The sequence below is a fragment of the Anaplasma platys genome (assembly GCF_012790675.1).
GTDB classification, from domain to species: Bacteria; Pseudomonadota; Alphaproteobacteria; order Rickettsiales; family Anaplasmataceae; genus Anaplasma; species Anaplasma platys.
In genome coordinates this window covers 483,853-503,962 of the sequence record NZ_CP046391.1, presented here as the reverse complement: position 1 = coordinate 503,962, position 20,110 = coordinate 483,853, and the positions used below count along the sequence as shown (strand labels likewise).

The following is a 20,110-nucleotide window of genomic DNA, read 5'->3' as shown; positions in this document are numbered from 1 at the left end:
TGCCTCTTAAGTGTTCATTCCCTAATGGTATTTCTTCATTTTCCTAGTTGAAGCCTATCGTAGTGCGTAGAGACACATTGCATTGTCTACTCAGGCCAGGGAGGTAGGGTGTTTTTATAGCACTGCTATCCATCTTCTCAGACCAATACCATCTTGCTTATCTTTGCGGATGTTGTTGCAGTGTTCTTGATACACCTGATATAATCTTGGCAGTAAACCCAAGGTCTTTCTCCGTGCGTATCTCAACTTCAACGTGGGCTAATTTTTAATGCCGAATTTGACGCCAGCAGACCTTTATTCCGTCGATGGACTGATCAAAGTTGATCAAAAGTTCTTGGCTGATGTGGAAAATCATTGTCCGGACCTGTTTCAAAAGCTTTTAGACGCACGCAGTTCAGCCAGCGGTGACTCCTCCTTGATAATAGAGCTGGCGCATCTCCTTGAAAGATTCATAGCGAAAATGTTCAAAATAGAAGCCGAAGTAGATGAGGGACAATGCCTAAATAGAGAGTTTCTCGCACTGTATAAGTGCAAGAGAAATTTTGTTCAGCGCTATGCTACTAGGAAATATCCCAACATTTTGCAAATAAACTTGAGTTTCAGTGAGATTACTTATGCGCTGGCGCAGCTTCTTGAGACTAGTCCATCCGCTGTGAGCGAGGATATATTCGTCAAAAAGGTAAATCTGTGGATGGAAGATCCTGAGCGATATTCTGACAGTTTGGATATAGCCGCACAGTATGCCGTACACATGGTGCATAGCGGAGGTGGATCCTTACTGTTTCAGGTGCCCAAACAATACGATAAAGATAACCTTGTGCCATTGGAAAAAAAGGATTTGGTAGACGGCTTCCCTGTACACACTGCGAGCCGGAAAATACTCAAGCAACGTACCGGGTTTGCCACTGCTAAGACTCCCACCGCATATCAGGCGCTAAACGAGGTGCATTACTGTATATTTTGCCATAAACAAAAGCGTGACAGCTGCTCTCGTGGTATGGTGGATCGAGATGGCAGCATTAAACGGTCGGGGCTCAACGTACCCATGATTGGCTGCCCTTTAAAAGTCAAAGTATCCGAAACTAACTTACTAAAAAGCCAAGGATTAGTGATAGCCCCTTTGGCGGTAATCGCGATTGATAACCCTATGTGCGTCATGACAGGCCACAGAATCTGTAATGACTGCACCAGGGCTTGTATATACCAGAAGCAACAGCAGGTAGATGTTCCTTCTATTGAAACCCATGTTTTAGATAGTGTCCTAAATTTGCCCTATGGGTTTGAAATCTACTCTCTGTTTACCCGGTGGAACCCTCTATCCTTTTCCAACACTTTACCTAAACAGCCCACAGGTAAGAACGTGCTTGTTGTGGGGCTGGGCCCCGCAGGCATAGGTATTTCCCATTATTTGCTCAATGAAGGGCATAATGTCATAGCGGTAGATGGCCTGAAAATCGATCCGTTGCCTGTACATCTTTCAGGTGTCTCACGTAGTAGTGAAAAAACGTCATTTACCCTGATAAAAAATGCAAAAACAGAAATTTTTGAGAACTTGGAGGAGCGATTATCCTATGGTTTTGGTGGGGTATCAGAATATGGAATCACGGCAAGATGGAACAAAAATTATCTCAAGGTTGCGCGCATGCTGCTGGAGAGAAGGTACCATTTTGCCGCGTACGGGGGTATTCGGTTAGGGAGTACGCTGAGCACGCAGGATGCGTTTTCCATGGGGTTCCATCATATAGCGCTGGCCACAGGTGCCGGGGGGCCTAAAATACCTATGTGCAAAAACATGTTGGCAAAAGGCGTGATGACGGCTTCGTCATTTTTGATGGCATTACATTTGGGGAATGCGCCGCACAAATCTTCGATATCAGGGCTCCAAATTCGCTTTCCTGCTGTAGTAGTCGGAGGCGGCTTAACAGCAGTTGATGCAGCAACTGAACTGCTTGCTTACTATCCAATACAGGTTGAGAGATTCCTTGAGAGATACGAGGAACTGTCACAAAACTGCTATCAAGGGACCCTTGAAGGCGATTGGACTGAAGAAGAGGTGGAGATTTTTGGTGAATTCCTAACACACGCACGACAAATAAGACATGAAAAAGAATTGGCAACCAGAGAGGGTAGGGCACCTAGAATATTAGAGCTATTACAGAAATGGGGAGGGGTGACCATTGTTTACAGAAGTGGTTTAAATTCTTCAACTGCTTACCGGCTAAATAGTGACGAATTAACACACGCCATGTCGGAGGGAATATATTTCGCAGAAAACCTGCAGCTCGATGAGATCCTGGTCAACAAATACAAATCTGCGGTGGGAATACAAGTGATTGATCGGAACAACGGGAAAAGGTTCGTTCCCGCAAAGTGTGTTGTTATTGCTATAGGAACTAATGAAAACTCGGTGACTTTAGAAGAAAGTAGGGCGCACAGCAGAGAATTCCAATGTGGTTGTGCTGCAAGTGATTTGATACTCGACGAAAACAGTTTCTATCTTTCAAGTGAAAAAACTATAAGTGCCTTTGGTGACATCCATCCCTATTATAAAGGTAGCGTAGTAAAGGCGCTTGCCAGTGCGAAGAACGGCTATTTGGGAATATCTCAAGCACTGGAACAGTGCGAATCATCTTCTAATAACGAAGAGTTTTTCGCAAAAATAACACAGCTCTTTGGCGCCAAGGTGGTTGCTGCTACAAAGCTAGCAGATAAGATAATGGAGATAAGGATACATGCGCCCTTGGCGGCAGCAAACTTCAAGCCTGGACAGTTCTATAGAATGCAAAGTATAGGGAGAGATAATTACCTAGATATGGACATGGAATGCGTTGCGGTGACAGGGACTTCTGTTGATAGGGAAGAAGGCACAGTCTCTGTGGTGGTGCTGGATGTCGGGGTTTCATCACGTCTTTGTAATAATCTGCAGCCTGGCCAGTTGGTCAGCCTAATGGGGCCAACAGGCTCTCCTACCTATATACCGACAGCAGAGAACGTCATGCTGATTGGTGGCGGTGTTGGTAATGCTGCACTCTTCTCCATAGGGGAGTCAATGATGTCACATGGCTGTAAAGTCTTGTTTTTTGCGGGATTTAAGACACAGAGCAGTGTATTTGGTACGCAACAAGTGAAGGCAGCTTCTAATGCAGCAGTATGGTGCTGCGAAAAAGGCGTCGTAGCGCTTTCGCGTTCTCAAGATTTGTTCTATCAAGGAAATGTAATTGAAGCGATTACAGAGTACAGCCAAGACTGTAGAGCGAAAATAAAGCTAGATTCCATTGATCGGGTGATCATGGTAGGGTCTAGCGGCATGATGTCAGCAATAAAAAATTGTATGACTGGCAAGCTAAAAAGTGCCTTCAAAGAAGATATAAGATTGATAGCTTCCATAAATTCTCCCATGCAGTGCATGATGAAGGAAATTTGTGGTCAGTGCATTCAAAGGCATGTAGATCCCGGCACAGGAGAGGAAAGTTTTCTCTACAGCTGCGTCAATCAGGATCAGTGTGCTCGAAGGGTGGACTTTGATTTCTTGCGAAATCGACTGGCGCAGAACAGTGTGTTGGAGAAGAGCACTTCCTTATGGGTGAACCATTGTATAGAAAACGCTAAAGAGGGCTGCTAGGAGTTTTCCGGTTTAAGTTGTATGAAAAGGAGCCTGACTATGGGGTGCAGTATCTTTTTGTGAGGCACTATAAAGCCGCGCTTCGATGCAGGCGTTTGGCAGGCTCTAGGCGGTCAATGATTTCCGAGTGTGCTAGTGCTGATCTTAGGCACTAACAATCACCTATCCATGGCGTTGTTGAGCGCATGTATCTATTCGGCACTGAGAACGGATATGTGGTCGTGGTGTTCAACATGTATTCCAGCTAGTCCATGCAGTTTTGTCCTTTTTCCTATAATCTTAGATTACCAGTCCTTTACCATACTACCTTTATTGGTTGCTTAGTGTAAAAAAGGCATGGTGCCAAAAGATGAATTGCAATTTTGGTGACAAGTTCCTACAATCTGCATGTTTCAAGTAGACGGCGGTTTGTTATGTGTTTTCCCAGTATTCATAAGCAAGGGTACCCATTTATAGGTATAGCGTTTCTCCTTTCATGTGCGGGGTTTTCTGTTTCTTTTGGACTTGGGGTAGTATTCCTTTTTGCCACCGTCTTGTTTGTGCTCTTTTTCCGTGATCCTGAGCGTGTTATACCATCAAATGATGCACTTATAGTGAGTCCTGCAGATGGGGTTGTGACTTCGATATCCGAGGTGGAGTCTCCAATAGGGCAGGGTACTATGGTGACCAGGGTTGGTATTTTTCTTAGCGTCCTTGATGTTCATGTCAATCGTGTGCCAGTATCTGGGGTGGTGAAATCGGTTGAATATCGGCCTGGGAAGTTCTCCCCTGCTTATACTGACGGCGCATGCCATGACAAGGAAATGGTGCGTACGGTTATCGAATCTTCTGTGGGGACGCACGGCATAGTAGTTGAACAAATTGCTGGGGTAATAGCAAGGCGTATAGTATGTGACTTGAAAGCTGAAGGCCACGCCCAACTTGGTGTTAGGATGGGTATAATAAGGTTTGGTAGCCGGATGAATGTTTATGTTCCCAGTGACATGCCCATTTTTGTGACGGAAGGGCAGACTGTTGTAGCTGGTGAAACCATAATATCTGACTTGAGCGCACGCCAGCAGCAGCCCGCTGGCCAGAAGGCCGAGAAGACAAAAGCGTAAATTGTTTGTGTTGCGTGAATTAACGTTATAATAACGGCTCCTAACGAGTGTTGTGGTGGTTGTCTCATGGGCAGTGGGAATTCGAGGGATAAGAGCAGTGATGGTTATTTGCCCCTGGTCAGGTTGCTTCCTAGTGTTGTCACGATGCTTGGTTTGTGTTCCGGCCTTGCTTCCGTAAAGTGTGCTTTCACCGGTCAGTGGGAAGCAGCGATGGTGTTCATAATAGTCGCCGTTTTCATGGATACTATTGACGGCAGGATAGCCCGGTTGCTTAATTCCACCACTGACTTTGGCGCGCATCTGGATTCCTTTGCTGACTTCTTAAGCTTTGGTGTTGCACCTGCCTTCCTTCTTTACTTTTGGGTGTTGCGTAGTGTAAAAATCGTGGGTTGGGTCTTGGTCATGGTATACGTTGTATGTGTTGCCATTAGACTGGCCCGTTTTAACGTGTCACTTTGTGAGGATGATCATCAGGAATGGAAGAAGCACTTTTTCGTAGGTGTTCCCGCGCCCATGGGTGCTATGCTTGTTTTAGTGCCTGTTATGCTGACCTTTTGGGATGCGGGTATTCTGTGGTCTTCTGACTTACTGGAATATAAGAACTGGATTGCATTGTATTTTGCAGCTGTGGCGTTTCTCCTGGTTAGTAGGATTCCCACGGTGTCGGCAAAGCACACTAGGATTCCCAAGAAATGGGCTTACTTAGTCATCATGTTGCTAGCGGTATTGCTCATATTGACAGTAACCAACCCATGGATCACTTTACCGATTATGTGCCTTATGTATTTTGTGTCAGTCCCGATAGGCAGCGCTTATTACATGTACATAAGCTCAAGGTGCACTCGCCTTAAGACTGACCTGTAGCAACTGTGATTTATTTGATTCGTTAATGCCTCTGTGCTGGTAGTGGCTATGAACGAAGGGATTTGGTGTAACAGTTGGAAGAAATTTCTTGAATTTCGGCGAAAACATGGTGGCCCTCTTGTAATGCTACATGCGCACATAAGCCTGCGTTTTTTGTGCTCTCAATATGTTATGCAGCTTTATGACAGCCATAATTTTCTGCAATATGGTGTCATAAAGTTCAGCGTGAAAACAAAAAAGCGCTTTCCCGAGAGAAAACCCATGGTGCGCGTTTTTACGGTCAGTAATGACAGAACATCGTATGGCATTCATTAGATCACAAAGTCTGGGCACAAGACGCGTAATGCAGCGCGGCATCGGATTGATCTCATGCTATAGCAAGCTTATGGGTCAAAAACGAAAAGCCAATTAGTATTGGGCCATGAGCAACACATGGTAAATGTATTGCACTCCGAGGAAAAGTGTCGAAAGACGACTACAAGTCTAGAAACTTTCTACTGGGTGAGGCAAAGTGCCGCTCTGCCGCAACGTTGTTATTCTTGCATGAAATGCAAAACATGGGAGCAAAATTCTGGCAATTAAAATTCTGCTTGGCGAGAAACTAAACGCTCATGTGCCATCATAACACGATATTTTAGTATGTCGTGTTCGATGATAAAATTTCTACTGTTACCTGCCAGTGTAGGAGTATTGTGCTGTTACTATCCCCAAAGGCTCTATAAAAATCCGCAATGGAATGCGCTTATCCGTATTGCTTTGTGAAGTATTATGTGGTAGCGTGTTACTTCCGGTTGTGCGCTGTTCAGCGTGCTCTGAAGTCAATCACATAGCGTTGTTTATATGTCGGAAGCTCGTAGTTTAATCCTTGCCGTTGTTGCATCCGTAGCTATCATGCTGGGGTGGAAATTTATTCATGCAAAGTTTTTCGAGGTAAAGGACAAGCAAGTAAGCTCCTGGGAGGCTGAGTCTGTTGTTCCAGAGGTGGAAGATCTTGTAGAGTACAAGCCCCGTAGTGAAACTGTTGGCGCAAGTCCTCGAGTGCATTTACAGAACGAAAAGATACATGCATCAGTTGCCTTAAAAGGGGCGCAAATAGATGATGTAGAACTGAAGAAGTACCTGAATAGCCTCGACGAGGACTCCGGTAACGTGCTTCTATTATCGCCTGAGGGCTCGGAAGAGAATGCGCTGGTTGAATTTGGGTGGGTGGATCCTAAGCACGAGATAAAATTGCCTAACCGTGATTCTGTATGGGCCGTAGAGGGGAGTTCTAATGACGGCAGCTTTGCGCTGCGTTGGGACAACGGAGCGGGGTTGGTGTTCAGACTGAAGTTCCAATTAGATTCTGACTACATGCTAACTGTAGTGCAGGAAGTTGAGAACAATAACGATCAAAGCGTGCAGCTTGCTTATTATGGAAGGATAAATCGGGCTCGTGATGCAAGTAAGAAATCCTTTTGGCTTTCTCATGAAGGAGCTATTGGTAGCTTTGCAAATGGCGTGAAGGAGTGGACATATAAAGACATTGAAGAGGCAAGTAGTATCCGCATCAGTGGTGTGTCTCGTGAAGATTCTGGAAGAAGTTGGATCGGCTTTGCTGATAAATACTGGTTTGCTGCTCTGATTCCGTCAAATGATCGCGATAGTAAGACAGCTTTTCGAACTCAGCATTTGAGAAAGTCTGATGAACACCGCTTCCAGGTGGATTTCAGTAGGTCTCATGGGGTGATTAAGCCTGGCCACAGTGTTTCGGCGACGACTTATTTATATTTAGGGGCGAAAGAGCTGTCGTTATTGGATAAGTACAGAACCGAGCTCAATATCCCGCTGCTGGACAAGGCGGTAGACTTCGGAGTGCTATACTTCATTACTAAGCCTGTTTTTCTATTGCTGGCATATTTTAACAAAATATTCGGCAACTTTGGTCTTGCCATTGTGATGCTTACTATCACCATCAAGTTGATTGTTTTTCCGCTCTCTACCAGGTCATACACGTCTATGTTCAAGCTCAGAAAGCTCCAGCCTGAGATAAGCAGAATAAAGGAGCTGTACAAATCTGATGATCTAAGAGTGAGCAAGGAAATTGCGGCTTTGTTTAAAAAGCACAAGGTTAGCCCGTTTTCTGGCTTTTTGCCGATACTTGTGCAGATACCGGTGTTTTTTGCTCTGTATAAGGTATTGTTTGTCACTATCGAGATGCGACATGCGCCGTTGTTTGCGTGGATTAAGGATCTTTCGAGCCCAGATTCGGCTAATTTTTTGAATCTGTTTGGGATGATTCCTTTCCAGCCCCCGATAGTTGTGGGGGTGTTACCAGTTTTGCTTGGTGTTACAATGATTTTGCAACAGAAGGTCATGCAGCAAGATCAGGCATCTCTTGATGGCTATGGTGTTATGAAATTTTTGCCCTATATTTTTATATTTATATTCTCATCTTTTCCCTCGGGACTTGTGTTATACTGGACCTGCAGTAATATACTCACGATAGTACAACAGCTTGTTATTCGTCGTTTCGTGTGCAAAGGGGTGTCCCTGGGTGGTTAAGCTTCTTACTGAGGGGTGTTGTTATGCATAGCGAGTTAAATGTTCTTCTCATAGTAGGCAGGTTTTACGATGATATATGCGACATGCTTGTCGATGGTGCCGTTTCCGCGCTAAAGTCTAAAAATTCAGAAATTAAGCACGAAGTGATTAATGTTCCGGGGGCGTTCGAAATTCCCGCGGCGTTGTCTTTCGCAATCATGAGCGATAAGGAGAGTTATGATGGCTATGTAGCGCTGGGTTGTGTACTGAAGGGGCTCACGGAGCATAACACTCACGTCTCGACCTCTGTATATTCTGCTATTAGAGATATAGCTATTCACCATGCAGTACCTTTAGGAATGGGTGTGATAACTGCTGATAGTCGCGAATTAGCTTGGGAAAGGGCTAGAAAAAATGGTCGCAACGTGGGAGGGATAGCTGCTGAAGCTATGTTGCGGATGGTTGAGCTTCATAGAAGATTTTTGGGCTGAAGAATGGAAGCTGCTGGAGAAAGTATTGATGACAATATGACGCCGTGGTACTGTGGGCGGACGGTTGCAAGGTTTTTGGCTGTGCAGGGTGCTTACTCGATGTCTTTTAGCGAATTGACCGCTTTTGATGTTGACGACATGGTGGGCTACCTGTGCGAGATGCGAAGTGTCATGGAGCTGAAGAGGGTTGATAGGAAAATGCTCTCGAGGCTTCTTTTGTTTCTTGTGGAAAACGTTGAAAGTGTTGATGTTCTGATAAAAGCGAATATTAGCGATAAGTGGTCTCTGGAAAGGGTGAATCTGATAAGTCTTGCAATAATAAGAGCTGGCGTGAGTGAGTTGCTATGTCTGAACACCAATGAATGCATAGTGATAAATGAGTATGCAGGAATAGCTGCTGCAGTGCTAGAAGATGGCGAAGTTAACTTCGTCAATGCCATTTTGAACAAGGCAAAAACGGTACGTGGTATACACGAAGTTGTCAAAAATTTTGATGCTGGTGAAGTTTCAAGTATGGGGGAAGGCGCAGCAGATGCGGGTTCTTCTCTGAGCGATAATCCTGAATCTGCAGCGTGCATAAGTTTAACTGATTCACTGACTATGGGTTGCTAGTTTATAGCTAAATAGGGTAAGGCTTATCATGGCAAAGGGGGTCATAAGCATACGGGGCGCACGGGTCCATAACCTGAAAAACATAGACGTTGATCTGCCCAAGAACAAACTTATCGTGATAACCGGTGTCAGTGGCTCTGGAAAATCAAGCCTGGCTTTTGACACATTGTATGCTGAAGGGCAGAGGAGATATGTTGAGAGTATTTCCTCTTATCCAAGGCAATTCATGAACCTGCATGAAAAACCGGATGTGGATTCCATTGATGGGTTGTCGCCTGCGATATCTGTGAGTCAAAAATCCTCGACTAAGAATCCTAGGTCTACTGTAGCCACATCAACGGAAATCCACGATTACTTGCGGCTGATGTTTGCCAGGGTTGGCGTACCGCATTCTCCTCATACTAATCAGCCTATCGTCAAGTTCACTCCTACACAAATTATTAGGGAGATCTCAGGTTTGCCAATCGGGGCTAAGGTTCTTCTACTAGCTCCTACGGGGAGCAAACAACCCATAGAAAATTCCAATGTGATTTCAAAAATAAAAAAGTTGGGCTACGTTAGGATTCGCATAGATGGCATAGTATATGATGTTAACGAGCTTCCGGAATTGGATGCAGCCCAACAGTATGATATCTCGGTTGTGGTTGATAGGCTTATTATCAATGGTGAAAAATCCAATCGCATAGCTTCAAGCGTTGAGAGTGCTTTGTCCTTGGGCAACGGTGTACTCCAGGCAGAAATAGTGGAGCTGCCCGATGACTATGTCGGAGAGGAATACGCACCTGAACAAACGCTAACATACTCAGAGCGTTTTATATGCCCAGACAGCGGATTTAGTGTAGGGATTGTCGAGCCTAAGCTTTTTTCCTTCAACACAGTAGGAAGTGCATGCCAGTATTGTCATGGGTTGGGAAAGAGTCGCTCAATCGATGTAGATTTGCTGGTTCCTGATGTTGAGTTATCCGTTGTCGAGGGTGCGTTGGATCCATTGGGGCCGTTGCGTTCTACTTGCTATGCGTCATGTGAGTCTGCTTTTGTTCGCAGATGTTGGGATGAAGTGGTCTCTATATCAAAAAAGTTTAACGTAGATTTGTCTGTTCCCTGGCGCAGTTTGCTTCCTAAACATCGCAATCTGGTGTTGTTCGGTAATGAGGAGGGCACTCTTGATTCAGGTCAAATTTATAACTTTTGCGGAGTTGTTGGGCTGCTGAGCGAAGCGGAAAACATTGTCGTAGAAAAAATTTCTGAAAGGTACTCTGTATCAAGTAAGTGTCCAAACTGTGCGGGATTTAGGCTATCCCCTCAGGCACTGGCGGTAAGGGTAGCTTCCTTGCACATCGGGGAAGTTTGCGCGATGACCGTAAATGAGGCAATTGCATGGTGCAAATCGCTGCATACTAAATTGTCAGAGTTTGATGCCAAGATTTGCTCTAGACTCCTGGATGAGATCATTAGGAGACTTACGTTTTTGTCGAACGTTGGACTTGGCTATCTAACACTTGATAGAGAGTCGAGGTCATTATCTGGGGGAGAAAGTCAGCGAATCAAGCTGGCATCGCAGATTGGTTCAAGTCTGACAGGAGTACTGTATGTGCTTGATGAACCTTCTATAGGGCTTCATCAGCGTGACAATACGCTGTTGATAGAAACATTGAAAAACCTGCGTGATCTGGAAAATACAGTAGTAGTTATCGAGCATGACGAAGAGACCATGAAGAATGCCGACCACATAGTTGATGTAGGTCCTGGTGCTGGAGTTCATGGTGGGGAAATCATTGCAGAAGGCACCATGGAAGACATGATAGCAAGCCCTGCTAGCATTACTGGTAAGTACCTCAGTGGCGAGTTATACATTCCGGCTTCAGAGTGCAGTAAGACATTTGAGAGCTGGATAAAAATAAAAGGTGCACGGAAAAACAACCTAAGAAATGTCGATGTTGCTATCCCAATAGGGGGCTTTACTTGTGTTACCGGCGTATCAGGTAGTGGCAAATCAAGTCTCATAGGGGACGTACTTTATCAGTATGCTTTGAATAAGATATACGGGGTACCTCAAGCGCCTCCGGAGTGCTCTTCTATATTGGGGCTGGAGAATATAGATAAAGTAATAGAAATAGATCAGTCACCAATTGGCAGAACACCTGCTTCTAATCCCGCAACGTATGTTGGCTTGTTTACACATATTAGGTCGTGGTTTGCAGGGCTGCCTGTGGCAAAATCGCGGGGATACACTATGGGGCGATTTTCTTTCAATGCTAAGGGTGGAAGGTGCGAAGCGTGCAAAGGGGATATGTATGTCAAAATCGAAATGCACTTTCTTCCGGATATGTATATAAAATGCGAAGAGTGCCAAGGCTTGCGATATAACCAGGAGACCCTGGAGGTGACTTACAAGGGAAAATCTATAGCTGATGTTTTGGAGATGACAGTAGATCAGGCACTGGAGTTTTTCAGCGCGATCCCCCTCATTCGTGAAAAGCTGGAGTCTCTGCAGAGCGTGGGCATGGGGTATATAAAAATTGGTCAGCCATCAACAACTCTTTCTGGTGGGGAATCCCAAAGGATCAAAATGTCCAAAGAACTCTCGAAACGTTCTACAGGCAACACGCTGTATATTTTGGATGAACCCACTACTGGGTTGCACATAGCTGACATTAGTAATCTTCTGAAAATTTTGCATCGTCTCGCAGAAATGGGAAATACTGTTGTGGTGATTGAGCATAACTTGCATGTGATAAAAACTGCCGACTACATCATAGACATCGGGCCGGATGGTGGAGTTAATGGGGGTCAAGTTGTTGGCTATGGATCACCGCGTGATCTCGTGAAGAACTACCCACAAAGCATTACAGCGCAGTATCTGGCGCCGTATCTTGAAGGGCATTCAATGGTCTGAAGCGATGTGAGTATCATGTGGTTCTTTAATTCTCACGGGGCGAAGTATGTGGATCGTTGTGAGTAGTAAGCACCATAGGAATCGCTACTGTCTGAGTAGGGGTATGGCATGTGTCTATAGCCAGACTCCCACCTGTTGCTAGTGACCCATAAAACAATATTTTCAAGTTGTGTCAACAAGTGGGGTTAAGCTTGCAAAAGGTGTTAAGTATGCAAATTGCGGCATCATATCCAAGCGCTGATATCCCGTTACAATCCATTATGAGTAGAACGATATATGCAGGTCACTCCCATCGTAAGTCGTATAGGTACAAATAATGCCGATAAATATCGGCTCTGTTTTCAGCTGTTACGGAAACTAACAGTGTGCAGCGGCTTTGAAGACGCTGGTGTGTCAGTGATTAAATGCTGTGAGACTGCTATGTGAGCGTGTAATCCGCTATGTCTCAGGATATGAGTACACATTAGGATAGGAATAAATACCACTTATTTTAGTAGACAACGCGCGAAGGGCTGACAAGTTTTGTATTCTAGTGGACTACACTTCATGTCCACTAAAACCCTATTTAATGCAGAGGAACTAGATACGACAACTGTAGGCATAATATGGCTGCTAACATTGAAAAATGCCGGTTATGCAAAGGAGAGCTTGTGCTGATGTGGTCATAATTATGCTTAATCAACGCGCCTATTATCACGCATTTACCTTTCATTGAGACGAGCACAACGCCTGATGGAAACTGCTCACTCACGAAGTTCACAATCGTCGTTATCACCAAGCCGTGCTTTTTACTACTGTTGCGCTCAAAGATTTAGCGACCGAGTTGCGTTTGTTTCTATCATGAAATCTAGTATTGTTGCCGCGTGCATAAGCAGCTAATTACCTTCTGCTAGGCACATGTGATGTAGGTTGCAGATTTTGTTGCGAAATTTATCTCAAGGAGACGTAACACGGTGCCGCAACGGGTTTGTTGTTTTAGCACATCTGCAATGTCAAAACCGTGCTCAGCGCGTTCTAACGCCTTTAGGTAGTAGTTACGATTGATTGCAAGTTTTATTAACAACTTAGGACTATGCTTTCTATATTTCGGGCTAAAGTTGTAGAAGACTACTAATTGTCTGTGAAGTTAGAAAAAGTACATGTATCTTTGGAAAATTGACATTTTAAAATAAATTTGTAACAATTCGCGATATACCGTGGATAGTATTGATGTGTTCGATGTTGGTGAGTATTCCTACGTCCTAGTTTTCTGTACGCTCGCCGCCTTGTTATCTTCGCTTTTCGCAGTTTTGCCGATTTTCTTGGCTAGACGTAGGGATTCAGTGGAGAAGTTGGTTCCCTATGAATGCGGTTTTGACAAGAAAGAAGGGGCAAGTTCTGTTTTTGATATTAAATTCTGCGTGGTTGGCATTCTTTTCGTAATCTTCGATATAGAAGTCACCTTTCGCCTCACTAACAGGTGTACTATGTTTGGATATTTTCTCACCACCTTCTGTACGTACGACTGGCTGTAGCTAAACGATATTTGCTTTAAATACCTACTCAAAGCCCTATACGCCGTGTTAACCAAAGATTGCAGGAGTGTACTTCACAGGGCAAAGTTACGGCACAAGACACCCTCATCGTCGATTTTAAGAGCTAATTTTAACAGTAACGCCCTTAATTACCCCCTCGAATACGGAATTTTCCTATAGAACCATTTGCAAGAAAAATTCTCCTATCCGCATTAAGCCTTGGATAGCAAATTGAATGCGGCTGTCTCAGTCTTTATGTTTGTTGATATGTTGTACTTCCAGGAAAACCTGATAGAATCTCGTCTCCGTTATTATTGGTATTGTTGTGATAGTAGACTCGCACTGTCATTTGAATTATTACGATCCAGAGAACGTCAAAGATGTAGTGGATAGCGCCGTCGCAAAGGGTGTCATGGTAATGCAGACTGTGTGCACCACGATGAGTGATTTTCCAGCTATTCTTGCGATAGCAAATACCTACGAATGTGTCTTTGCTTCGGTAGGGGTTCATCCCTGTAATAGTGCAAAAGGTGAGTTTGTTTCAACAGAAGATTTACTCGAGTATACAAAGAATGCAAAAGTGATAGGAATAGGAGAGACTGGGCTCGACTTTTATAGGTGCGATGATGGAATAGAAGCTCAAGAAAAAAGTTTTGTGGCACACATTGCTGCGGCCCGTATCTCTGCTTTGCCGGTGATAATACATTCGAGAAACGCCGACACTCGGATGGCTGAAGTGTGTGAATACGAAATGAAATCTGGGAATTTTAGAGGCGTGATGCACTGTTTTGCTTCTTCAATTGAGCTGGCAAGAAAGGCATTGGATATAGGTTTGTACATATCCTTTTCTGGAATCCTTACATTCAAAAATGCGGGTTTCCTTAGAGATATTGCAAAGTTTGTTCCCAAAGACAGGGTAGTCGTCGAAACTGACTCTCCGTATTTGTGTCCGGAACCACATAGGGGAAAACAAAACACTCCTGAGATGACTAGGTTTGTGGTAGAATGCCTCGCTGAAATCTGGGGCGAGCCTTTTGATGTCGTAGGTGAAATGACGACCCAGAATTTCTTCACCCTTTTTGATAGATGTAACTATGAGTGCCATGCGTAGAAGTACTAACCCAATAATTTGCGCTCTTGATACCACAGATTTTGATACGGCCACGAGTTTAGCCAGGGTCCTAGCAGGTAAGGTAGCAATGGTCAAGTTGGGCTTGGGGTTTTTTATTGCCCATGGAATACCAGGAGTCCGGCGGATTTTGGATCTGGGAGTAAAGGTATTTCTAGATCTTAAATTGCATGATATTCCAAACACTGTAAATTCCGCCATAGAGTCCATAAGGGACTTGGATGTGGAGATGCTGACCATCCACGTAAATGGCGGAAGAAACATGATAAAAGGAGCTGTAGACCTTTTAAAAGGTAGCGGCGTTCTACCTGTAGGAGTAACGGTGCTAACCAGTATGGATGAACGCGACCTAGTTGAATGCGGAGTGGAACATTCGGTAACGCACCATGTACTGAAGTTAGTAGACCTCGCAGTTAGCTCAGGGTTGAATGCCGTTGTGTGCTCAGCTCATGAAGTTTCCGCGATAAAGAATGAATATCCCAACCTTATACTGGTAGTCCCAGGTATCAGAAACGCCCAGGTTTCTGATGATCAAAAACGCGTCAAATCCGTTGCTGAGGCCTTAGCTTCTGGCGCCGATTATTTGGTTATAGGACGTATGATTACAGCGAGTGCCGATCCTGCATCAGCAATTGATAAAATAGTAAGCGCTTTCTAGACGCTACTTTACTGCGTTTAAAACTTTGTGGATTCTACACTCCTTCAGTTTTTTAAAGCAAACCCGCCACATGCAATCGTTTGACGGACAATCTTGACCTAGCTGAATCATGGAAGAACACACGGTAGCACACCATATTCGGCTTTCACAGTTGGGGCAGAATTAAACCCGTTTCGTACCCGGTGTACGAGGCTCCCGCAGTCAAGAATAAATATCCAAACTTTGCCTATCCAGGTACTCTGATGATCAAAAAACGCGTCAAATCCGTTGTCGCTGCCTTAACTGCTGGCACTCACTGTGGCTGGGGTTGACCAGAGCCATTGTCCTGTGATGTGGGTAATAATTGGGCAATTACTCAGTACGTTCAGCAGCTGGAGTTCACGCTAGCTATTTGCTTCCAACCCCTCATTGGAGGTTTAGTTTGGTAACAATTATGTGATGAATGAACCGCATTGAGCACCGTAACCGGTTGCAATGCACCAACCCTTATTACCTTCTGGGCCATCCAGCGCTATCTTATTATTTCGCCCGAAACAGTATATTTTTTTGGCATGTACCTTTCGTCATGTTTAGCAAGAAGCTCATCAGCCTCGAAAATACCCCCAGATAGGCGCCCTTTGGCTATCGCACCCATATCCTCTCCAAACAGTGGGGGTAAGACACCGGCGTACTTCACCTGCAGATCTGTTTTGAAATCTGTAATAGTGAATGTGACTGCATCATCAGCGTGCTCTATACTGCCCTTTATTATCATTCCACCCACCCGTACAGGACCACGCAACTCGTCTCCCGCTTTTGATAGCAACTCGGTTGTTGTACAAAAAAATGAGGCATTTTTCTTGAGTTCCAGTAGAACAAAAGTCGAAACGCACCCTATAGCGGAAAACGCAATAGCAGCGAAAAGAAATCTCTTATGTTTTCTTTTCATTCTTCAACACTTCCCTGAGCACACGTTTGCTCTTATTGTGATTAAGCACCACGAATACGGCAAAAACAAATAGTACACCAAAACACAGGATATAGGAAAAGTAAACAATGCCCATTACTAACCTGCAACTCCGGCAAACAAAGACAAGAGGCTATGATCGGTATAGTCAGCCTTGACGGGAGTAGCTATTACATATCCTTCCCGCAAAAGCTCAGTACTTGTCCTGTCGTACCCCTTCAGTGGTAGCTCCCGGTTCAGATCACAAATATTATAAACCACACGACCTTTTTCAGGATTGTCAATTTTTGTAATCTCTCCAAATGGACAGTAGGTCCCCTGCTCGACCCACTTCACACCCAGAATCTCAGAACTGGGAATATTTATACTGATAGCAGATGTTCTGTTCCACTTGGGATCAGCCATAAGCTGCTGCACAAGATCTAGGACAATCTTCTCAGAGTTTTTCCAATCTATATCACCACAGTACCCCTGACTAAACGCTATCGATGGTATACCAAGGCCAGCAGCAACAGCAGCAGCAGCAACAGTCCCGGAGTATAGCAGCTTACTGGCCACGTTCGATCCGTAGTTGATTCCCGATAACACTAAATCAGGCAAGACCCCCGCAACGTCATTCATGATATGCAAACCCAAGATTGCACTATCGACAGGAGTTCCCGTTACGGAATATTCCCTAGTGCCTACTTCTACCACCTCTATTGGCGAATTCACGTTAATGGATCTGCTCATCCCGCTGCAGTTCTGGGAAGGCGCCGATACCCATACTTCAGAAAAGGCCCCACATGCTATACCCTTTAGAACCTGCATCCCGGGCGCGTTAATGCCATCATCGTTGGTAAGAAGCACTCTCACAATCACCTCGCCGCACAGCCCCCCCCAAGTTTAACATGAATAGTTTCCCTAAGTCACTACCTTTTCCGGAAAGCAACCTTTTGCACATAGTGACAGCAAGTGAGGGTTAATAGGGATTTGTGCAAGCATCTTGAAGAGACTGATACTTGTGCACACAAGCTATTGAATGCGTTCACAGGAAGTAACAACTACTACCATGCCGTCTTTTCCCCATAAACCTCTGATCTGGTCACGTCACTACGGAGGCAATAATCTTTTGCTTTTCAAGGCACATGGCAAAAGAAAATATGCTATTTTCAATATTCATGATATGCACTATCAACCGCAGTTCCTGTTACGGAAGATTCCCTAACGCCGTCTCTATTGGCGAATTTACGTTAATGGATCTGCTCATCCCACTGCAGTTCTGGGAAAGCACCGACACCCATACTCCAGGAAATGCTCCAGACGCTGTACCTTTTAGCTTTCTAGAAATACATTAATCTTCACATTACGCATTGCGTGCCTTTTTCGGGTTTTTCAGCAACATAACTTGGCGGTGCTGCGTCTATGTACCTGCCCCGCGAGAACATGTTGTAAAATGGCCAGTCTTTTCGGGCTAGGTTCCACATAGTAGTCCACCAATTAACAGCTTACTTTTTTCCGCTATAGTCTCTCCTCATTGCAGACAAATTGTTGCAAGGGTTCATGGCCTATCACAAAGTAGTTTGGGAATATGGCTCACGCTGTGAAAATGGCTATTATCCGATGAGATTTTCTATATTATTCGATTTTAACATCGCTCGTAGTGATTTGACCCTTACCGCACTATGCCCCACCATATGCGATGCCCAACAAACATCAAAGAAAGAAGAGGAAGCAGCAAGAGCAGGATCTCCACTTTCAGAAAGAGCAGTATTTCTGGATGTAAGTACCCAAAAAGTGCAAGAGTCTGAAGCAAAAGCAGCGAGTGAATCTTCGGTAAGCAGAGCTGCTACGATCACCAGGAGTATTTCTCCAGTGCGTTTACTTGAGACAAAAAAGAAGGCCCCAGCTGTTAAGCCTCCTGTTGCTCCAAAGAGCGCATCTGTAGCGGCTGCAACATTTACTCCAGCACAACGCGCAATGCATGCCTTTAGCAGTTTTGCAAGTCTTGCAAGTACTTCTGCTGAAACGAAGCAGACGCAGCCTGCCACTTTTAACCCAGTTTGCAAGTACTTCTGCTGAAACGAAGCAGACGCAGCCTGCCACTTTTAACCCAGTTGTTATTGCTCGGAGCCCTGCTTTGAGTGTCCCGAATTTGTCTGGCTCTTCACTGCAGTCTTGCACTCCTTCGCTAGTTAAACTTGTTGCTGCTAGAAGTCCCTAAGGTGGCTCCTCCCATAACTGCTAGAGTAGTTAAAGATTACGTCGTTTATCCGGCAGCTAATGGTGCAGAAATGTCTTACAGTAGCTTTGTTCCAGTGCGCTCAAGCACTGTCAGCTGTATCAACTACGGTGGTTAAACCTAGAAAGGCCTTCCAGATTCTTCCTCCAGCAAGCTCATACTGAGCTGGGAAGAGCTCTTAAACCTGCTGACGCTGCTAAACCTAGTGGGCCTACGGAGTCAAAGAGCGTGCCATGACTACAACACCACCTGGACAGCATCGCTAAAAAACTCGTTAAACCATCCTTGTTCACCTATGTATTTATCATCTATGATCTATCGCCCTTCCACGGCGACATAGCATTAAAAGATCTAAAGCCTTGCTGTAAGTTCACAGGCTGGTATACAACTTTGCCCTGCTGCAAATCATAGCGTATTTCCTCATAGCCAGTGACGGGAAAATCCTTCAACATGGGATACCCCTTGAAACCATAGTCCGTGAGAATTCTTCTCAAATCTGGATGATCGCTAAACTTTATCCCATACATATCATATACTTCGCGCTCGAACCACCCAGACGAGCCAAATACTTCCGTGACCGAAGGGATGACTTCACCTTCGGCGACAGCCACTTTACAGCACGCTCTTACGTTATGCACTATACTCAACAGCATGTACAACACCTCGAACCTCAAACTTCTGCTGTGATAATCCACAGCGAAAATGTCCGTAAGCATGTTGCACCTTGCTCTTTGGTCATTTTTCAAGACAGTAAGGCTACCAACAAGCTTATCTGGCTGTAGATTGCATTCCAAAACACCATCTGCGCGCCGTGTAACCTCGATGCAGAGCAACTCGCTTATATGTGCTGCGATTTCATCAGAACCTACTGTCATTTTACGCCCGCCATGTCCGTGGTTCACCCCTAACAATCTTCTTCTGCAAGCACAATAGTCCATATAGCAACGCTTCTGCCGTTGGAGGACATCCCGGAACGTAAATATCCACAGGTACTACCCTGTCACATCCTCTAACCACCGAGTAAGAATAGTGATAATACCCGCCTCCATTAGCGCAACTTCCCATTGACACTACATACTTCGGCTCCGCCATTTGATCGTACACCCGTCGCAGAGCCGGCGCCATTTTGTTGGTCAAGGTACCAGCAACTATCATCACATCGGCCTGCCTGGGGCTAGCTCGAAACATTATGCCGTACCTATCAAGATCATATCTGCTCGCTGCAGTGTGCATCATCTCAACGGCACAACATGCAAGACCAAAGGTCATAGGCCACAAAGAACCACTGCGGGCCCATTTGACTACTCTGTCCGTTAAATCAGTGAACTTGGTGACTACGAAGCCCTGATCTTGATATCCTTGCCATAACTCCGTTCCCAGCATTTTATCATACGTGCTCATCGGCCTACTCCCATTCTAATGCCCCACTATTCCACTCGTAAATGAATCCAACAGTTAGGACCGCCAGAAAAGCCAACATTGACCAGTATCCTGTCGCGCAAATCTCCGCCAGACTTACAGACCACGGAAAAAG

General features: G+C 44.9%; 16 protein-coding genes and 1 pseudogene. 11 read left to right on the top strand and 6 right to left on the bottom strand.

Annotated features, from left to right (window positions below):
• The first annotated feature begins 268 nt into the window (after positions 1-268).
• The 8 genes from ANPL_RS02085 to ndhC (ANPL_RS02050) all read left to right on the top strand — a co-directional run bounded on the left by ANPL_RS02085 (position 269) and on the right by ndhC (ANPL_RS02050) (position 13,622).
• Positions 269-3,622 (top strand): FAD-dependent oxidoreductase, encoded by a 3,354-nt coding sequence (locus ANPL_RS02085; protein WP_169193142.1) that lies wholly within the window; start codon positions 269-271, stop codon positions 3,620-3,622.
• A 413-nt stretch (positions 3,623-4,035) separates the two neighbouring features.
• Entirely contained in the window at positions 4,036-4,722 is a 687-nt protein-coding gene (locus ANPL_RS02080) for a phosphatidylserine decarboxylase (protein ID WP_169193141.1), read from the top strand.
• Between the two features lie 66 nt (positions 4,723-4,788).
• Positions 4,789-5,586 (top strand): CDP-diacylglycerol--serine O-phosphatidyltransferase, encoded by a 798-nt coding sequence (pssA, locus tag ANPL_RS02075; RefSeq protein WP_169193140.1) that lies wholly within the window; start codon positions 4,789-4,791, stop codon positions 5,584-5,586.
• Between the two features lie 840 nt (positions 5,587-6,426).
• Positions 6,427-8,130 carry a membrane protein insertase YidC gene (gene yidC, locus ANPL_RS02070; RefSeq protein ID WP_169193139.1) on the top strand — a complete coding sequence of 568 codons (1,704 nt, stop codon included), beginning with the start codon at positions 6,427-6,429 and terminating at the stop codon, positions 8,128-8,130.
• On the top strand, positions 8,103-8,600 hold the full coding sequence (locus ANPL_RS02065) for a 6,7-dimethyl-8-ribityllumazine synthase (protein ID WP_338022651.1): 498 nt from the start codon (positions 8,103-8,105) through the stop codon (positions 8,598-8,600). Before yidC ends, ANPL_RS02065 begins: the two co-directional genes overlap by 28 nt.
• Before the next feature lie 3 nt (positions 8,601-8,603).
• Complete coding sequence (locus tag ANPL_RS02060) at positions 8,604-9,212, top strand: transcription antitermination protein NusB (RefSeq protein ID WP_169193137.1); 609 nt, start codon at positions 8,604-8,606, stop codon at positions 9,210-9,212.
• A 28-nt stretch (positions 9,213-9,240) separates the two neighbouring features.
• Entirely contained in the window at positions 9,241-12,108 is a 2,868-nt protein-coding gene (gene uvrA, locus ANPL_RS02055) for an excinuclease ABC subunit UvrA (protein ID WP_169193136.1), read from the top strand.
• A 1,196-nt stretch (positions 12,109-13,304) separates the two neighbouring features.
• A complete protein-coding gene (gene ndhC, locus ANPL_RS02050) occupies positions 13,305-13,622 on the top strand; it encodes an NADH-quinone oxidoreductase subunit A (RefSeq protein ID WP_236822876.1) in 318 nt (105 codons plus the stop codon).
• On the opposite strand, the pseudogene ANPL_RS04860 reads toward ndhC (ANPL_RS02050), so the two are convergent.
• Positions 13,604-13,654: pseudogene (locus ANPL_RS04860) on the bottom strand (hypothetical protein); the annotation flags it as partial. The gene ndhC (ANPL_RS02050) and the pseudogene ANPL_RS04860 sit on opposite strands and share 19 nt — an antisense overlap.
• Positions 13,655-13,947: 293 nt before the next feature.
• Between ANPL_RS04860 and ANPL_RS02045 the strand changes: the two are divergent.
• A complete protein-coding gene (locus ANPL_RS02045; protein WP_169193135.1) occupies positions 13,948-14,733 on the top strand; it encodes a TatD family hydrolase in 786 nt (261 codons plus the stop codon).
• Entirely contained in the window at positions 14,726-15,409 is a 684-nt protein-coding gene (gene pyrF / locus ANPL_RS02040; protein WP_169193616.1) for an orotidine-5'-phosphate decarboxylase, read from the top strand. Before ANPL_RS02045 ends, pyrF begins: the two co-directional genes overlap by 8 nt.
• 511 nt (positions 15,410-15,920) lie before the next feature.
• Here the strand turns inward: pyrF and ccmE are convergent.
• The gene (gene ccmE, locus ANPL_RS02035) at positions 15,921-16,337 is read right to left on the bottom strand and encodes a cytochrome c maturation protein CcmE (RefSeq protein WP_169193134.1); all 417 of its coding nucleotides are present in this window, start codon (positions 16,335-16,337) and stop codon (positions 15,921-15,923) included.
• A 117-nt stretch (positions 16,338-16,454) separates the two neighbouring features.
• On the bottom strand, positions 16,455-17,210 hold the full coding sequence (gene surE / locus ANPL_RS02030) for a 5'/3'-nucleotidase SurE (protein WP_169193133.1): 756 nt from the start codon (positions 17,208-17,210) through the stop codon (positions 16,455-16,457).
• A 747-nt stretch (positions 17,211-17,957) separates the two neighbouring features.
• Here surE and ANPL_RS02025 point away from each other — a divergent pair.
• The gene (locus ANPL_RS02025; protein ID WP_169193132.1) at positions 17,958-18,416 is read left to right on the top strand and encodes a hypothetical protein; all 459 of its coding nucleotides are present in this window, start codon (positions 17,958-17,960) and stop codon (positions 18,414-18,416) included.
• A gap of 468 nt (positions 18,417-18,884) precedes the next feature.
• On the opposite strand, the gene ANPL_RS02020 is transcribed toward ANPL_RS02025, so the two are convergent.
• The 3 genes from ANPL_RS02020 to ndhC (ANPL_RS02010) form a co-directional block, all read right to left on the bottom strand.
• On the bottom strand, positions 18,885-19,451 hold the full coding sequence (locus ANPL_RS02020) for a complex I 30 kDa subunit family protein (protein ID WP_169193131.1): 567 nt from the start codon (positions 19,449-19,451) through the stop codon (positions 18,885-18,887).
• 1 nt (position 19,452) lies between these two features.
• On the bottom strand, positions 19,453-19,977 hold the full coding sequence (locus ANPL_RS02015; protein ID WP_169193130.1) for a NuoB/complex I 20 kDa subunit family protein: 525 nt from the start codon (positions 19,975-19,977) through the stop codon (positions 19,453-19,455).
• A gap of 4 nt (positions 19,978-19,981) precedes the next feature.
• The coding region (gene ndhC, locus ANPL_RS02010; protein WP_169193129.1) for an NADH-quinone oxidoreductase subunit A at positions 19,982-20,110 on the bottom strand (129 nt) is incomplete at its 5' end.

What these genes read in the sequence shown, in the direction of transcription:
- ANPL_RS02085 (WP_169193142.1), top strand. Translation starts at nt 269, where the DNA reads ATGCCGAATTTGACGCCAGCAGACCTTTATTCCGTCGATGGACTGATC.
- ANPL_RS02080 (WP_169193141.1), top strand. Translation starts at nt 4,036, where the DNA reads ATGTGTTTTCCCAGTATTCATAAGCAAGGGTACCCATTTATAGGTATA.
- pssA (WP_169193140.1), top strand. Translation starts at nt 4,789, where the DNA reads ATGGGCAGTGGGAATTCGAGGGATAAGAGCAGTGATGGTTATTTGCCC.
- yidC (WP_169193139.1), top strand. Translation starts at nt 6,427, where the DNA reads ATGTCGGAAGCTCGTAGTTTAATCCTTGCCGTTGTTGCATCCGTAGCT.
- ANPL_RS02060 (WP_169193137.1), top strand. Translation starts at nt 8,604, where the DNA reads ATGGAAGCTGCTGGAGAAAGTATTGATGACAATATGACGCCGTGGTAC.
- uvrA (WP_169193136.1), top strand. Translation starts at nt 9,241, where the DNA reads ATGGCAAAGGGGGTCATAAGCATACGGGGCGCACGGGTCCATAACCTG.
- pyrF (WP_169193616.1), top strand. Translation starts at nt 14,726, where the DNA reads ATGCGTAGAAGTACTAACCCAATAATTTGCGCTCTTGATACCACAGAT.
- ccmE (WP_169193134.1), bottom strand. Translation starts at nt 16,337, where the DNA reads ATGAAAAGAAAACATAAGAGATTTCTTTTCGCTGCTATTGCGTTTTCC.
- ANPL_RS02025 (WP_169193132.1), top strand. Translation starts at nt 17,958, where the DNA reads ATGAGATTTTCTATATTATTCGATTTTAACATCGCTCGTAGTGATTTG.
- ANPL_RS02020 (WP_169193131.1), bottom strand. Translation starts at nt 19,451, where the DNA reads ATGACAGTAGGTTCTGATGAAATCGCAGCACATATAAGCGAGTTGCTC.
- ANPL_RS02015 (WP_169193130.1), bottom strand. Translation starts at nt 19,977, where the DNA reads ATGAGCACGTATGATAAAATGCTGGGAACGGAGTTATGGCAAGGATAT.